At 67.2% G+C, this 15,728-nt stretch carries 13 protein-coding genes and 1 pseudogene; 2 read left to right on the plus strand and 12 right to left on the minus strand.

Translation table 11 applies throughout. The features are described 5' to 3' along the window. Positions 1-171: 171 nt before the first annotated feature. The 12 genes and pseudogenes from ACZ0AE_RS04945 to ACZ0AE_RS05000 all read right to left on the minus strand — a co-directional run bounded on the left by ACZ0AE_RS04945 (position 172) and on the right by ACZ0AE_RS05000 (position 14,310). Positions 172-1,779: a sulfite reductase subunit alpha gene (locus ACZ0AE_RS04945; protein WP_463600507.1), complete on the minus strand. Its 1,608-nt coding sequence runs from the start codon at positions 1,777-1,779 to the stop codon at positions 172-174. Beyond that, positions 1,776-2,757 (minus strand): annotated as a pseudogene (locus ACZ0AE_RS04950) (FAD:protein FMN transferase). The gene ACZ0AE_RS04945 and the pseudogene ACZ0AE_RS04950 overlap by 4 nt, the downstream one beginning before the upstream one ends. A 112-nt stretch (positions 2,758-2,869) precedes the next feature. Beyond that, entirely contained in the window at positions 2,870-3,676 is an 807-nt protein-coding gene (locus ACZ0AE_RS04955) for a DUF4198 domain-containing protein (RefSeq protein ID WP_038692444.1), read from the minus strand. Between the two features lie 124 nt (positions 3,677-3,800). Further along, the gene (locus ACZ0AE_RS04960) at positions 3,801-4,319 is read right to left on the minus strand and encodes a DUF2271 domain-containing protein (RefSeq protein WP_137188805.1); all 519 of its coding nucleotides are present in this window, start codon (positions 4,317-4,319) and stop codon (positions 3,801-3,803) included. Between the two features lie 21 nt (positions 4,320-4,340). Further along, positions 4,341-4,976: a PepSY-associated TM helix domain-containing protein gene (locus tag ACZ0AE_RS04965; RefSeq protein ID WP_463600508.1), complete on the minus strand. Its 636-nt coding sequence runs from the start codon at positions 4,974-4,976 to the stop codon at positions 4,341-4,343. A 348-nt stretch (positions 4,977-5,324) separates the two neighbouring features. Beyond that, complete coding sequence (locus tag ACZ0AE_RS04970) at positions 5,325-6,239, minus strand: IS110 family RNA-guided transposase (RefSeq protein ID WP_038690353.1); 915 nt, start codon at positions 6,237-6,239, stop codon at positions 5,325-5,327. A 615-nt stretch (positions 6,240-6,854) separates the two neighbouring features. Beyond that, positions 6,855-9,287 carry a TonB-dependent receptor domain-containing protein gene (locus tag ACZ0AE_RS04975; RefSeq protein ID WP_463600509.1) on the minus strand — a complete coding sequence of 811 codons (2,433 nt, stop codon included), beginning with the start codon at positions 9,285-9,287 and terminating at the stop codon, positions 6,855-6,857. Positions 9,288-9,438: 151 nt separating this feature from the next. Then, a complete protein-coding gene (locus tag ACZ0AE_RS04980; RefSeq protein ID WP_338092358.1) occupies positions 9,439-9,870 on the minus strand; it encodes a hypothetical protein in 432 nt (143 codons plus the stop codon). A gap of 151 nt (positions 9,871-10,021) precedes the next feature. Then, positions 10,022-10,741, minus strand: a complete 720-nt coding sequence (locus ACZ0AE_RS04985; RefSeq protein WP_463600510.1) for a tetratricopeptide repeat protein — start codon at positions 10,739-10,741, stop codon at positions 10,022-10,024. After that, complete coding sequence (locus ACZ0AE_RS04990) at positions 10,734-11,423, minus strand: Fe2+-dependent dioxygenase (protein ID WP_463600511.1); 690 nt, start codon at positions 11,421-11,423, stop codon at positions 10,734-10,736. The genes ACZ0AE_RS04985 and ACZ0AE_RS04990 overlap by 8 nt, the downstream gene beginning before the upstream one ends. Before the next feature lie 49 nt (positions 11,424-11,472). Beyond that, positions 11,473-13,758, minus strand: coding sequence for a TonB-dependent receptor (locus ACZ0AE_RS04995; RefSeq protein WP_463600512.1), 2,286 nt, complete (start codon positions 13,756-13,758; stop codon positions 11,473-11,475). Between the two features lie 159 nt (positions 13,759-13,917). After that, the gene (locus ACZ0AE_RS05000; RefSeq protein WP_463600513.1) at positions 13,918-14,310 is read right to left on the minus strand and encodes a hypothetical protein; all 393 of its coding nucleotides are present in this window, start codon (positions 14,308-14,310) and stop codon (positions 13,918-13,920) included. A gap of 314 nt (positions 14,311-14,624) precedes the next feature. Between ACZ0AE_RS05000 and ACZ0AE_RS05005 the strand changes: the two genes are divergently transcribed. Both ACZ0AE_RS05005 and ACZ0AE_RS05010 read left to right on the plus strand, forming a co-directional pair. After that, positions 14,625-14,849 (plus strand): hypothetical protein, encoded by a 225-nt coding sequence (locus ACZ0AE_RS05005; RefSeq protein WP_463600514.1) that lies wholly within the window; start codon positions 14,625-14,627, stop codon positions 14,847-14,849. Continuing rightward, the gene (locus ACZ0AE_RS05010) at positions 14,849-15,724 is read left to right on the plus strand and encodes a TraB/GumN family protein (protein ID WP_463600515.1); all 876 of its coding nucleotides are present in this window, start codon (positions 14,849-14,851) and stop codon (positions 15,722-15,724) included. Before ACZ0AE_RS05005 ends, ACZ0AE_RS05010 begins: the two co-directional genes overlap by 1 nt. Positions 15,725-15,728: the final 4 nt, after the last annotated feature.

Here is a 15,728-nt window from a genome sequence, read left to right on the forward strand (position 1 = left end):
GGGTCATGCGTTCGTCGCGGCGATCACCGTTATGGGCCGTCGTTTGGGAACCGACCCTACCGGTGGTGGTGCCAACGGTCATCAGCGTCGATTGGGAGCCGGTGGTGGTGCGAAAGATCTTCGGCGGTCGTTTGGGCACCAACGTCACCGGCGCGCGGCGCGTCCGTGCACTCAATACACGTCGCGCCGGTAGCGGCCGGCCACGATCAGCGCTTCCTTGCCTTCGCGGCCCAACGCGCGTTCGATCACTGCGTCCACGGCCGGGGCCATGCCCTGCAGGCTGCCGCAGACCAGGATCGTGGCGCCTTCGCGCGACCACTCCCACAGCCGGTCGATGTGGGCCTGCAGGCGATCCTGCACGTAGCGGTGCTCGCCGCCGTCGCGGCTGAACACCGTATCCAGGTGTTCGATCCAGCCGGCCTGCTGCCAGGCGGTCAGTTCGTCGCCAAAGTAGAAATCGTGCGCCTGCGTGCGCTCGCCGAACAGCAGCCAGGTGCGCCGCGCGCCGGCGTCGATGCGGGCACGCAGGTGCGCGCGCAGGCCGGCGATGCCGGTGCCGTTGCCGATCAGGATCAGCGGGGCGTCTGGCGCAGGGGCATGGAAATTCGGGTTGCTGCGGAAGCGCAGGTCGATGCGGCCGCCCAGCGCTGCGTGGTCGCACAACCAGCCGCTGCCCAGACCGGGCGTGCCGTCCGGACGCAGTTGCCGGCGCAGCAGCAGCTGCACGTGGCCTTCGCCGGGCATGCTGGCGATGGAGTATTCGCGGTGCGGCAACGGGCGCAATGACGCCACCAATGCCGCCGCATCGTTGTCCGGTGTTTCATCGGCATCGGGCAGATGCGCGCGCGACAGGTGCGTGTGCAGGGTGTCGCCGTCGATCTGCTGCGTGCCGTCCAGCGCGGTGGCGGCCAGCCACGCATCCACCGCGGCGGGCGCATGCCGCGGGCCGATTTCCACCACGTCGCCGGCCTGCCACGCGGGCAGGACGCCGTCGGCGGGCACCAGCGATACGCGCCAGGTGCCGGCACCGGGGCTGCCCGGGTTTTCCAGCGTGCGGCTGCGCAGCTGCCAGTACAGGTAATCGGCCGGGGTCCAGTCGGGCAGGTCGGTGGCGGTGCCGCCGAGCTGGCCCAGCAACTGCTGCCAGTGGCGCAGCGCAGCCGGGTCGGCGTTGTCCACTTCCACGGTGTCGAACAACGGGTGCGCACCGTGCTGGCGCAACCACGCATCCAGTTGGTGGCCGAACGCGCAGAAGTGCCCGTAGCTGCGGTCGCCCAGTGCAAGCACGCCGTACTGCAGCTGCGGTAGTGCCAGCGCCTGTGGCATCACCGTGCGCAGGAACGGCAGCGCGTGGTCGGGCGCATCGCCCTCGCCGGTGGTGCTGGCGATGAACAGGACCTGCGTGGCCTGCTGCAGCGTGCTGGCGTCCACCTGGTGCAAGCCGCGCAGCCGCACCGGTATGCCCGCCGCGCGCAGGGCCTCGGCGCTGCGTTCGCACAGTTGCTGGGCAAAGCCGGTCTGGCTGGCCCAGACCAGCAGCAGTGGTGCCTGCCCGCCTGCCACCGCGGCATCGTCGCGCGGCCGGCCCCGCCACCAGATCAGGGCGCAGAGCACGGCATAGCCGAACACGCTGGCGGCGGCGATGCGCCAGTGCGATGCCAGCGGTGCGCCCTGCCACCACGGTTCCTGCAGGTGCAGGCGCAGCAGCAGCCACGCCATCACCACCAGCAGGGCGATCACCAGCACGTTGCCGACCGTGGCGCGCGACGGACGGCTCATGCGCGCGGCGCCGGCGGTGCATCAAGCAGCTGCGCGAAGGCCGGGCTCATGTGTTCTTCGATGCCGTGCGCGCCGCGGCTGACAAAACGTGCGGCCAGCGCGTGCTCGCGGGCGAAGGCCAGGCCCTGCGTAACGCCCATCACGGTCAGCGCGGTCGCCCAGCCGTCGGCGTGCATCGCATCGTGTGCGGCCACGGTGACGGCCGCGGCGGCACGCGTGACCGGCGCGCCGGTGCGCGGGTCCAGGGTGTGGCTGAACTGCGCGCCGTCCTGTTCGAAGTGGTGCCAGCGGTCGCCGGAGGTGGCCACGGCCAGGTCATCCAGTGCGAGCACCCGCGGTGGCAGCGCGGCGCTGGCCTCTTCCTCGGGACCGGCTTCGACCAGTACGCGCCATGGCTGGCCATCGGGCTTGCGGCCGTAGCCGTGCAGTTCACCGCCCACTTCCACCAGCGCGGCGTGCACGCCCTGCTGGCGCAGCCAGGCGCTGACCTGGTCCACGCCGAAGCCTTTGGCAATGGCGGACAGATCCAGTTCCACGCCACCGGGTTGCTGCAGGGTCTGGTCGGCCCAGTGCAGGCGCTGCCAGCCGCAGCGGGCGCGGGTGGCGGCCAGCGTGGCGGGGTCGGGAATGCGTTGTGCGTGGGCGTGCGCGCCAAATCCCCACAGCGCGACCAGCGGCCCCACGGTGGGGTCGAAGGCGCCCGCGCTGCGGCGGGCGATGTCCACGGCGGCGTCCACCACGCGTGCGAACAGGTCGGGCACGCGCTGTGCGCTGCCGGGCGCGGCACGGTTGAAACGGGCGATGTCACTGTTGGCTTCCCAGGTGCTCATCTGCGCCACGATGGCGTCGAGCTGGGCCTGGATGCCGGCATGCAGGGGGTGCAGATCGCGCGCGCGCGCGACCACCAGCTTTACCTGCCAGGTGGTGCCCATGGTGCTGGCCACCGAGGCTGGCGATGTCGAGGGGTACGTCATTCATGGGCTGGGGCAGGGTGGGCATGCGGCCCGCGCCATCATCGATCCTGGTCAAAGGCCCCCTCCGCCGGGGAGGGGGCGTGCCGCCGGTGCGGCCTGAAGTGGAACTGCGCGGGTTACTGCGGCAGCACTTCGAGGGTGGCCACGTAGCTCAGACGGCGGGTCTTGGCCTGCTTGAGCGAGGTCTTCTTGTCTTCGCTGCCGGTTTCCAGCCAGTACATGCCAGCCTCGGGCCAGGTGACGCTGAACTCGCCCTTCTTGTCGGTGGTGACCTTGATCTCTTCCTGGGCGTTGCGGTAGCGCGTGCCGCCACGGGTGATCTCGAAGGCCAGGCCGGCGCGCGGCTTGCCGTCGACCAGCACGCGGAAGCGGGCGGCTTCGCCGGCAACCAGGTCGTTGGGATGACCCAGTGCGACCATTTCGATGCCCTGCTTGGTCGGCTTCAGCGCGGTGTCGTTGGGGGTGCCGTTGGTGACGAAGGTTTCCACCCGGCCGACCGACTGCGCTACCTGCAGCTTCTTGGCCTTCTTCGGCACTTCGGTGGCGAAGGTGGCCGGGGTGCCGCGCCAGCGCTTGGGCTTGCCGTCTTCTTCCCAGCTGGCCGACAGGCCGTTGTTGACGGTGGCCAGGCGGTAGGTGCCCTGCTGGGTGAGCTCGACATCGAACACGCTGCGGAACTTGCCGGTGGCCGCGTTCTGCGGCTGCACGAGGGTGCCGTCCGGGGCGGTGATGATCAGGTTGTCCAGGCGCAGCGGCACGTGGTTGAAGTAGAACAGGTCGTTGGACACGGCCGCATCGACGGTGATCCACGGCTTCTCGCCGGCGACGACGGTCTGCGAGGGCTGCAGCCAGGCTTTGTGGGCCAGGGCGGAGAACGGAAGTGCGGCGGCCAGGGCGGCGGCTAGGACGAGCGAGCGCTTCATCAACAACTCCATGTAAGGGGGCAGGTGCAAGGGACGTGCCCGGTGAACGGGGAACGGTCCGACCGCCGATGCTACGCGGCGGTGCGGGGGTGTGGTGTGCCCGCCGGCGAAGACGGGCGGAAGGTCACGGTTTGGCGGTGAGGGTGACCAGGCCGAGTTCGGTGGCGCCCTGCGCCTTGCCGTTCTGGGCGGTGGTGACCGGCCAGGTGAAGGGGATTTTGAGCAGTTCGCGGCCACCGACTTCGCGCACGGCTTCGACCACGAGGGTGTAGTTGCCGGGGGCCAGGGCCTTCAGCGCGGGCTGCTTGTCGTTGAACGACAGGGCCTGCTTGCCGGCGGGGCGGGTGGGGCCGGTGACGCCGTCGACGGGCACGTCCAGGGTGCGGCCGCTCTTGCGCCACCACTGGCGCAGGTCGGGCAGCCACTTGGTGCCATGGCCTTCGCTGTTGCCGGTCTGCTGGTACCAGACCGAGAGGTTGGCGGCCACTTTCTGGTCGGCGCCTTCCAGCCACACGGCGACGTAGGGGCGGTGATATTCGGCGACGGTGAGCTTGGGCACTTCGACGTTGATGTCGAGGGTGGCGGCGTAGGCGGGGCTGGTGGCGAGCAGGCCGCTCAGGGCGATGGTCAGGGTGACGCGCATGGTGCGGCTCCGTGGGGGCGATCAGTGGATGAGGATGAGGGCGATGAGCAGGGGGATCATCAGGCCGAGGCCGACCAGGGGCCAGGTCATGCGCCGCTGGCGGGCATGCAGGTGGAGCAGGAACAGGCCGGTGATGCAGAAGACCAGGCAGGCGGCAGCGAACACGTCGAGGAACCAGCCCCAGGCGGGTCCGGCGTTGCGGCCTTTGTGGAGGTCGTTGAAGTAGGAGACCCAGCCGCGGGTGGTAGCTTCGTATTCGACGGCGCCACTGTCGCGGTCGATGCTGAGCCAGGCGTCACCGCCGGGGCTGGGCATGGAGAGGTAGATTTCGCCATCGGACCATTCGGCGGGGCGGCGGCCGATGGCGATGTGCAGTTGGGCATCGAGCCAGCGGGTGGCGGCACGGGGCAGGGGCGCGTTGCCGTCGGCGCGGTCGCCGAGCGTGGCGAGCAGGTCGGCGGGCAGGTCCAGCTGGCGGTTGACGACCTGCGGGGTGGCTTCGATCCTGGCGGCGTGGTTGAGGGTGATGCCGGTGGCGGCAAACAGGAGCATGCCGATGAGGCAGACGGCCGAGCTGATCCAGTGCCACTGGTGCAGGGTGCGCAGCCAGAAGCCGCGACTTTGTTGCTGCTGCACGCTGGAGGTTGGAGTGGGCACTGGGGTGGACTTTGATCGAATGGCGAATTACACCATTGATGAGAATGGTTCGCAATTTGTGGGTGGTTTTGGCCAAAGCTCAAAGCTTTCAAGCAAAGCAGCACTTTGATGTGTGGGGGCGTGACGGCGGGTATGGGTTCACGGGACACGCCGCAAGTCCCGCTCCGCGGCCCGGCCCAGCCGCTGGCGGCTGTGCGTTCGGGCGCATGCGAGGCGATGCCTCGCAAGCAATGCGCCCTCACCCGTGTAGCAACTGTGTTGCTGGAGGAGGCTTCGGCCCCTCCAGCAGACGGGCACGGTAGTGCCGGCCGCTGGCCGGCAGCCGTTGGAGATGTGCCCGGGCGCGCTTCAGGCGGGGATCGGTCCGCTTTGAGCGTCGCGCACGCGGGCGTTGAGGATCACCAGCATCTTTCGCATTACCGCCACGATGGCTACTTTGGCCTCCTTGCCGCGGGCCCGTAGCGACCGGTAAAAGTCCCGTATGCGCGGTTCGTGCTGCAGGGCTGACATGCCGGCCATGTAAAGCACCTGACGGATCTCGGCTCGACCGCCGTGGATGCTTCGTTTTCCACGCATCGTCCCGCTGTCGTGGGACATCGGCGCCACGCCCACCAGGCTGGCGATGGCCTTTCCACTGATATGGCCCAGCTCAGGCAGGTAGCTGGCCAGCACCGCCTGTACCACCGGCCCCACGCCCTTCATCGACTTCAGAACCGTGAGCTGGGGCTGTTGAGCGAGCTGCTCGGCAATCTGCTTTCCCAGGCGTTTGACCAGTGTCTTCAGGTGGGTGATGTTGGCCTGCAAAAGCCGGCGCAGTTCACGATCACCCACCATTTCCTGCTGCTGTCGCGCGACGGCCAAGGCCTGGATCATCTGTCGACGTGCCCGCACAAACTCCCGCAGTTTCTGCTGCCAAGGCTCCAACGGCTGATAGGCCGGCAGCTTCACCAGCGTGGCCATCTGTGCCAATGCATAGGCATCCAAGCGGTCGGTCTTGGCCCTCTGGCCCAGCCCCTGAGCAAGCTTCCGCGCCCGCAAGGCATTGGCCCGAACCACCGGATGACCGGCCTTGTGCAGAAAATCCAGCACAGGCTGTTCGTAGCCACCGGTGGCCTCCAGCACGATCTGGTTACTCGGGCGCTGCCTCAGCCAGAGGTCCAATTCAGTGAAACCGGAGGGGTCATTGCTGACCTGCAGGGTTTGGCCGTCGGAGGTTCCAACATCCAGCCGGCGCTTGCTTACATCAATCCCGATCCCGTTCATCGCCCGACTCCGTATAGTCTGGAAGGGTCGAGAGCTCCCCGCTTGCCCAGTCTTATCGCTTCGAGTGACAGCTCCAGCAACTGTTCGGGCGGATCAAGGGAGATTCCGGCGTGGGCGCCAAGCTACACGGCGATCGTCGAGATCCAGGCTCACACGGCGGCCCACGCCGGCTCTCGACACCTAAACTGCCAGATTCCGGTCAGATAAGGCTCCGCCACCGCATCCATGCGGTGGAGGGTCCCGTGAACCCATACCCGCCGTCGCGTGGACACAGGGTCGGCGCGCATGGGAAGAGCGGACTGTTGGCCGTTTTTTGGAGAGGGGTGCCGAGCATGGCTCGGCGAAAACCAGGCCCCGATCCGGTAGAGCCGAGCGTTGCTCGGCTGCTGTTGCACTCGCTGTTGCACTTGCTGTTGCTCTTGCTCTTGCTCCCCCGCCCTTGACTGCGCCGGGGCCCCCGACCACCTGTCTGGGGTCGGTGGGGGTGGGGTTGCGGGGCCCTGAGCCGCATGGATGCGGCGACGGAGCTTACACGGACGTACTTGCAGCGTGCCCCGCAACCCCACCCCCACCGACCCAGCCATAGACCCAAAAAAGCCCCGACGCACTTGTTCCTCAGAACTTCGCGTTCAACGAAACCCAGTAGCTGCGGCGCTGGTCCTTGGTCGCGTAGTCGTCCACGCAGTTGTATTCGCTGTCGCTGATCAACACGCACGACTGCGACACGAAGTCCTTGTCGAACAGGTTGTTCACCCGCGCATTGAGCGTCAGCCAGCGGTTGATGTTCCAGCTGCCGCCCAGGTGGAAGATCGTGTAGTCCTCGTAATACCGCACCTGCGACGTGCTTACCCCGCCCACGTTGCCCACCAGCGTGTCGCGGTAGCGGTCGTAGCGGCCTTCGCCGATCAGCGACAGACTGACCGCATCGTTGAGCTGCCAGTTCAGGCTGGCATTGGCCATGTGCCGGGCCGGCGTGGTCGTGCCGCCCACCGGCTTGCCCTTGTCCACGCCGCTGGTCTGCTCGGACGTGGTGTAGGAGTAGTTGCCGCGCAGCTGCAGGCTGTCCAGCAGGTCCACGTAGGCCGCCGCCTCGACACCACGCGTTTCGGCCTTGTCGATGTTCACGCTCTGGCTGAAGGTGCTGTAGCCCAGCGCTGCCCAGCCCGGACCCACGTCCACGCAGTAGCCGTTGCCGGCCGGGGCCACTTCGCAGTTCGGGAACGTGCCGCCGCTGGCGATCTTGTCGTCGAACTTGTTGAGGAACCCGGTGACGTTGAAGCCCCAGTCGCTGCCTGCGTAGTACGCCGCCACCTCATAGTTGGTGCTCGTTTCCGGCTGCAGGTTCGGTGAACCCACCAGCGGCAGCACGCCCTGGCCACCGAACCCGGTCACGCCCGGGAACAGCTGGTCCGGGCGCGGGGTCTTGTAGCCGGTGCTCACCCCGCCCTTGATCGTCCACGCGTCGCTCGCGTTCCACACCAGATACCCGCGCGGGCTGACGTGGCTGCCGAAGATGTTGTGGTCGTCGTAGCGCACGCCCACCGTGGCGGTCAGCGCGTCGGTCAGCGACCAGTTGTCCTCGGCGAACACCGACCACATCCGGTGCTGCTGCTTGACGTTGTCACGGTAGCCGGCGCCGTCCATGCCGAACACGCCGTCCACCATGTCGGTGTCGTTGTACTGGCCACCCACGGTCAGCTTGTGCGCGCCGAAGGTCATGTCGAGCATCGTGTCCAACACGTAGCCTTCCAGCTCCATCGTGCGCAGCGGGCGCGGCAGGAACGCCTGCAGGCGGGCCTGCTCGCTGGCGTTCAGGGCGGTCAGCGCATTGCCACGCCCTGCGGCGCAGTTGGCCGCCGCGCCGGTGCGTGCGCACACATCGTTCCACAGCGTCTGCAGGTCCGCGCGCTCGTCCAGGGTCAGCGGCAGCGAGCGGCCCAGGTTGTTGCTGGTGGTGTGGGTCAGCGTGGTCTGCCAGGTACCGAAGCTGTAGCGGCCCTGGTGGCTCAACGCCAGCTGGTCGCGCTCATAGCGCTGGTAGGCGGTGTAGCCCACGCGCGGCTGCACCACGCGGCGGGTGACCGTGCCGCTGCCGTTCGGATTGGGAATGGTCGCGTTGCCCACGCGCCACAGGCTGGCGGCGCTGTCCAGGGTGCCGGTCTGGCCTTCGCTGTTGTCGTACTTCTGGCGCGAGACGTCGTAGTCCAGGCTCAGGTCGTGGTCGTCGTTGATCGTCCAGTTCAAGCGCAGGCCGGTATTCCAGTTGGTGTTGGCCACCGCCTTGCCGCCACCGCCGAAGCCGATGCTGCGCTCCCACAGCGTGCCGTCCGGCAGCGGCAGGTCATCCCACTCCGGGTTGGATGCCTTGGCGTCGTAGTAGCTGCCGCGCACCGCCAGGGCCAGGCGGTCCTTGAGCAACGGCCCAGTCAGATACACATCGGTGGTGCGCGCATCGCCGAACTGGTCGTCCTGCTGCACGGTGAAGCCCTGGGTGACCGAGCCGTGCCAGCTGTCCTGGTTGCGCCGGGTGATGATGTTGATCACCCCGCCCATCGCATCGGAGCCATACAGGGTGGACATCGGGCCGCGCACCACTTCGATGCGCTCGATCGCATCCAGCGGCGGCAGGTAGGCGAACTGGCCGCCGCCGAAGTTGTTCGGGTACAGCTGGCCCACGTTGCTCTGGCGGCGGCCGTCGATCAGCACCAGGGTGTATTCGGACGGCATGCCGCGCATGGAGATGGTGGCGCGGCCGTTCTTGTCGGTGGTTTCCATGCCCACGTCGATGCCTTCCACGTCGCGCAGCGCATCCACCAGGCTGGTGTACGGGCGCTTGCTCAGTTCTTCGCGGCTGACCACGCTGATGCTGGCCGGGGCGTCAGTGATCTTCTGCTCGAAGCCGGCGGCGGTCACCACCACCTTGTCCAGGGTGGTCGGCGAGCTGGCAGCGGCACCGTTGGCGAAGGCCGGGGCACTGAGCGCGCCGAGCAGGGCGATGCTCAGCGAACAACGGGAAAGGGACGTATGACGACGCTGGCGCTGGGCCATGGCAATAACCTCGAAGGAAAGCAGACAGACGCGCGCGGGCGCGGCCAGCAGGCCACGCCGCGCACCACAGATCAGGAAGGGACCCGCAGGGCGGGCAGACAGGCGGTGATCGGCATCGACGGCGCGTTGGCGCCGCAGGCGATGCGCGGGATCAGCCCTGCGGTGGCGCCTGGCCGCGCTGTACGCGCAGCCCCGGGGCCGACGGCAACGGCGTGGCCGGTGCCGAATCAACAGACGGCGATACCTGCGGCGGCAAGGCGATCATCGTGGCCATCAGCGCGCCCAGTGCATCCACCGGTTCGGGCAATGGCGGCAGCGGCGTACGCGACGCCCGCGCGCTGGCCACCCGGCGCAGCTTGGCCGGTGCGTCTTCCTGCGCGGCGGTTTCGCCGCCGCCAGCCGGGCGTTCTTCCACCGGCATCTGCAGCACCATGGCGCTGCTGCCTGGTACGGCGTGCTCCAGCACCGGCAGGCCGGTGAGCAGCATCGCCACCAGGGCCAGCCAGGCCAGCACGCTCGCCAACGCCGGACGCTGCCCGCGCATGGCGGGGGCGAAGCTGCGGTGGCGGTGCGGGTGGCGCAAGTGGGATTCCCTGCTCAGGACATTCGGCGAAGGGGGGCACGGATGCCCCGCGCCACGCGTACGGAGGCGTGGCGCGGCGGATTGTAGTGAGATACGTTTACGGACGCAAATGGGAATGATTTGCGAATGGGCAGGCTCCCGACGGAATCGCCTATGGATGCTCTACCAGTGCCCGGATCTGCGGGTGCGGCGACACCGCCAAGGTGGGGCGGATGTGCGCCAGAAACGCCGGGCTGCCCTGGCTGAGCGCGCGCTGCAGCCACCCCGCGGCGGCGTCAACGTGGCCGGTGGCCAGCAGCACCGAGGCATGGCTGGCCTGGCCGCGGAAGTCGCCGGCTTCGGCCGAGCGCTTGTACCAGGCCGGCGCAGCGGCGGGATCGGCCGCCACGCCAACGCCGTCTTCCAGGCAGCGCCCGACGAGGTTCATCGATTTGGCATGGCCGGCGCGCGCGGCCTGCAGGTACAGCGCAAACGCAGCGGCGTCATCGCGCGGCACGCCACGGCCGGTGCCGAGCAGGTTGGCCAGGTTGTACAGGCCCCACTCCAGCCCATGGTCGGCCGCCTTGCGGTACCAGACCGCTGCCAGCGCCAGGTTGAGCGGGGTGCCGGTGCCGAGTTCGTGGCAGCGCCCGAGCATGTTCATGGCCAGGGCGAGGCCACCGTTGGCAGCGCGCTCGAACCAGAGCACGGCCGCGGCGGCATCGGACGCGATACCGCGTCCTTCCATCCGGGCCTGGCCGAGCAGGAACTGCGCCTGCGGGTCGCCGCGCTGGGCGGTGGCTTCCAGCGTGGCGAGTGCGGCGGCCGGCTCATGCTGTAGTTGGGCGGCCAGTGCCGCTACGTCGAGTGCAGGCAGTGCGGACTCAGACATCGGCCCATTGCCGCAGCAGGTTGTGGTACACGCCGGTCAGGTTGACCAGCGCGGGGTGTTCGGGGTGGTCGTGGGTGAGGCGGCGGATCGAGGTGTCCAGGTCCCACATCAGGCGCCGCTGGCCATCGTCGCGCAGCATGCTCTGGATCCAAAAGAACGAGGCCAGCCGCGCGCCGGCGGTCACCGGGGTGACCTGGTGCAGGCTGGTGCCCGGGTACAGCACCATGTGCCCGGCCGGTAGTTTCACCCGCTGGTTGCCGTAGGTGTCTTCGATGACCAGTTCGCCGCCGTCGTATTCGTCCGGGTCGCTCAGGAACAAGGTGGCCGACAGGTCGGTGCGCACCGGTTGCGGTTGCCCTTCGGCGCTGTAGTCGTAGCGTACGGCGTTGTCGACATGGAAGCCGAAGTTCTGCCCCGGCTGGTAGCAGTTGAACAACGGCGGAAAGATGCGCCGCGGCAATGCGGCGGAAAAGAACGTGCTGTTGCGGCCGAGCGCATCCAGGATGGCCGAACCGACCGCACGCGCGGCCGGATCGGTGTCGGGCAACTGCAGGTTGTGCTTGGCCTGCGCGGACTGGTAGCCGGCGGTCAGGCGTCCGTCGGTCCAGCCGGCCGTGGCCAGCTGCTTGCGGGCCAGGGTGACCTGGTCGGCGGTAAGGACGTCGGGGATGTGCAGCAGCATGATCGGCTCCAGCCCCTCCCGCACCGGGGTGCGGGAGGGAGCGTATCGCTTAGAACTTGAAATTGAAGGCCAGCGTTGCCGAACGGCCCGGCGCGATGGCGGCGTAGTGCGAAGCGTACGCCTTGGTGAAGTAGGTTTTGTTGGTCAGGTTCTGCACGTTCAACTGCAGGCTGTAGCGCGGGTTGAAGGCGTAGCCGACCATCGCGTCCCAACGGGTGTAGGACGGCACCCACTTGGTGTTGTTGACGTTGCCGTAGACCTTGCCCACGTAGTTGGCACCGGCGCCCAGGCTGAGCCCTTCTACGAACAACGGCGACCAGGTGGTCCACAGGCTGGCGCTGTGCCTGGCGGTGTTGGGGAAGACATTGCCGTTGAACGGCGACGGCACGTAGGCGCCATTGACCAGCGCGAAGCCGTTGTCCTCGACCACCGGATCCAGGTAGGTGTAGCCACCGAAGACCTGCCAGCCGTCCACGATCGTGCCGCTGAAGCCGATCTCCGCGCCCTTGACCTTCTTGCGTCCGGCATTCTGGGTGGTGCCGGCATCGCTGGTGACGCGTGCGTTGGTCATTTCGGTTTCGAAGATCGCACCGGTCAGCGACAGGCGTGCATCGAACAGGTCCCACTTGGTGCCCAGCTCGATGTTGCGGCTGCGCTGCGGCTTGAGGTCCTGGATGGTGGCGCTGATGCCGTCTGCGCCATCACCGCCATCCACGCCAACCGGGGTGGAGGAGGTGCCCCAGGACAGGTAGATGCTGCCGTTCTGGGTCGGCTTGAACACCAGGCCGGCCTGGCCGTTCCAGAAGGAGGTGTCGTTGCGCAGGTGCTGCAGGTTGGCCGCGGCGGTCGGCACGAACTGGTGGGTGCTGTAGTCGTCGAAACGCGCGCCCAGGTTCAGCATCCACTGCTCGCTGAAGCTGATGGTGTCAAACACATACGCCGACTTGGTGCGGGTGGTCTGGCGCACATCGTTGAGCGGGTTGCTGCGCGTAACCGTATGGCTGGCTGACCACGGATCGTGCGGGTTCGGGTTGGTCAGGTCGGTGCAGTTGTAACCAGTGGCCGCGCCGGTGGTGGGGCAGCTCTGGTTGCCGGTGAGCGGGTTGTTGGTGCCGCCGGTGGTCTGGCCATTCGGGCGCACCACATCGCCGATCACGAAGTTGCCGCGCACGGTCTTTTCACTGCTGTACTCCACGCCCGCGTTGAAGCTGTGGCGCAGCGGGCCGGTCTCGATCTCGCCGGTGACGCTGGTCTGGTTGACGAAGCTGTCGGTCTGGGTGGCGCGCGAGTTGGTGCGGCGCCAGACGGTGCCGAACAGGTTCGGGTTGCCCTTGCTGTCGTCCGGCTGGGTCCACAGGTAGTCGTTGCGGGTGTCGCCGTAACGGGTGATGTTGCGCAGCACGATGCCGCCGAAATCATGCGACAGGTTCAAGGTGGTGATGTCGGCGCGGGTCTTCTGGAAGTCGCGGTCGACCAAGCCGTAGAACGCGTCGCGGTTGGTCACGATCGGGCTGCCGTCGCCATTCAAGGGCAGGTTCGGGCCGCTGGCGAACGGGTTGTTGTACGGGAAGCCGCCGGCGTCGGGCAGGTCGTCGGTTTCCATGTGGTAGTGGCTGATCACCGCCTGGGTCGGGCCGTTCAGGCCGAACGCCAGCGACGGGGCGATGCCCCAGCGGCGGCTGTTGACCTCATCGCGGCCGGCCACGTCGGCGTCGTGCTTCATCAGGTTCACGCGCGCGGCGATGCCATCGCCGATCACCTGGTTGGCATCCAGCGTGCCGCGGTAGTAGCTGTCGGTGCCCGCGGCCAGCGAGCCCTGCACGAAGTTGTCCAGCTTCGGGGTCTTGCTGACCAGGCTGATGGTGCCACCGGCCGAGCCGCGGCCGGAGTAAGCCGAGCTGGGGCCCTTGACCACGTCGATCTGCTCGATGGCGAACACCTCGCGGGTCTGGCTGCCGGCATCGCGGATGCCGTCCACATAGATGTCCGAGGCCGAATCGAAGCCGCGGATGAAGGGCCGGTCGCCGGTCGGGTTGCCGCCTTCGCCGGCACCGAAGGTGATGCCGGGCACGGTGCGCAGCGCGTCCAGCAGGGTGGTGGCGGCGGTCTGCTCGATCACCTGCTGGGAAATCACGCTCACCGACTTCGGGGTGTCCAGCAGCGGCGCGGTGAACTTGGACGACTGCGCGCGCACGCGTTCGGCATGGACGTCCACGCCGTCCAGTTCGGTCGCGCGCTGCGGGTCGGCGGCGGTATCGGTGTCAGCGTGGGCGAGGGCGGGCGCGGCGATGGCCAGCAGCAGGGCGGACGACAACGGGGTCGGGCGGACGGTCATGGGCATTCCTGAAGGTGCGGACGACGACGGACGGCCGGAAACGGCGGTCACGGCGAACAGGTGAGGACAACGGAAAAGGGGAAGCGGCGAACAGGCGCGGCCGCTGGCTGCGCGACGCGCAGGCAGGGCAGGGCCACCACGCGGTGCGTGGCAGCGGGATCAGGCGTGGGGAGGGGCGTGGCCGGGGTTGAGCCGCAGCGACGGTTCCATCCGCTGCCAGCGCAGCGCATCGGCCGGCCACAGCGGCACCACCGCCACCCAGGCGGTGCGGCGCAGGCGCAGGGCCACCCCCGCGGCGCTGGTGTCAGGATCGGCGCCGCCTTCGGTGGTGGCGGCCTGTTCACTGGCCGGGGGTTCGGGGCAGGGGGCCGGTGTCTGCGGTAGCGTGGCGGTGGCATCGACAGGCGACAGGGACAGCGCGGACAGTGCCACGGCCGGCGGTGCCAGCGGGATGCTGGCGCGTGCGCCGCTCAGCCAGCTCGCAGCCAGCAGCACCACGCAGAGCGTGGCCCACAGGGCAGCAACACCGAGGGCGGAACGGGTGGCGGACACGGTTTACCAGGCAGGCGCGGCCGGGCGGCCGCGGTGCACATGGTAATGCTAGCGATTCGCATTTTCAAAACATCCCCGTTCAGTCCAGATGTTCACTGGACGGGCAAGCGGAAAGGGCTGAGGCATAGCCAGCGCTGCTTGCCTACCACGCGTCGTATGTGCGCGCACGCGACGCATATTTGCCCGTTCATGGTTCATTGACAAATATGAATTGACCTCGGCATCATCGGCCCGTTCCTGCAGGGACAAGTAGTGTGGATTGAGTAGTTAAACGAATAAGGAAGTTCGTACTCTGATAAATAAGGACATTGCACATGAACAGAATAAAGCTGCTCGCTATGGCGCTGGTTTTTGGTGCTGCCGGGGTTCTTGCTCCCAACGGAAATGTATCGGCATCGCCAAGTATGGTGCTTGACAGTGTGGCTCCGTGGGTAGAAGTCGTTCGCTACATCCCGGTCTATGTTGACGGCAAGTTGGCCGGCTACATTGCTTCTGTTGAATGGGTCTACGTTGTTGAAGAAAGCCCGATCGAGTCCTGATGTTGCAGGCAAGTCAATTGCCGTTTAGCCAAGCAAGGGCTTTTGCCCTTGCTTGGCTTCTGCTCGCGTCCAGCGCGCCGGTGAGTGCGTCCTCGATCATCGCGTGGCAATTTGAGCGAGGAAACGTGAAGGGCGTCGTTGTCGCCACGATGCACGCTATTCCAGTGGAGAATCGCCAACAGCGAGCGACAGCTCTGCATTTCAGGCAGGATCTGCGGAAACTGACGGCGAACGCAACACACATCTATTTTGAGAGGCCTCCGTTCGACCGGGTTAGGCCTGATCGACAACGGAAGAAGCCGCTGCCGGCGAATACGTGGGACGCGATATCGCGGCGCCTGTCTGCGATGCCTGCTGCTGCGAGGAGCGCACTTGCCGACAAGCCTGACTGGGAAATCGCAATGGCCGTGGGGGAGGTTCGTCTGGCCCGCATTCGTATGAAGAGTCAGCTTGGGAGCACAGAGTCGGAAATACTGAAGTTGACCGCCGATGTCACAAGGACGTATGACGGCTTGGAACAGGCGTCGACGCTGTTTGCCGCTTTCAACGACTTGTCAGGCGCGGCCCAGGCGGAAATGCTGCGTGATGCGCTCGCTGATGACGACCAATATGAGGCTGAGCTCCAGGAGCTGGCAGGATCCTATCTGTCCGGCGACCATGCGGCCCTTTGCAGAAAGATTGCTGCAGGTGGCCGACAGTCGGAGTACTGGAAGAGCGTTGTGGCCGGAAGGAATCGGCGATGGATTGAAACCCTGGATCGTTTCGAAAGTCCTGGCTCTTACCTGCTGGCGGTTGGTGTGGCACACACATGTGGTCCAGGAAGCCTGCAGGAGTTGATGGTGGCTGCTGGATTCAGACTGACAAGGTTGGAATGAGACA

The sequence above is a fragment of the Stenotrophomonas sp. AC248 genome (assembly GCF_979258185.1).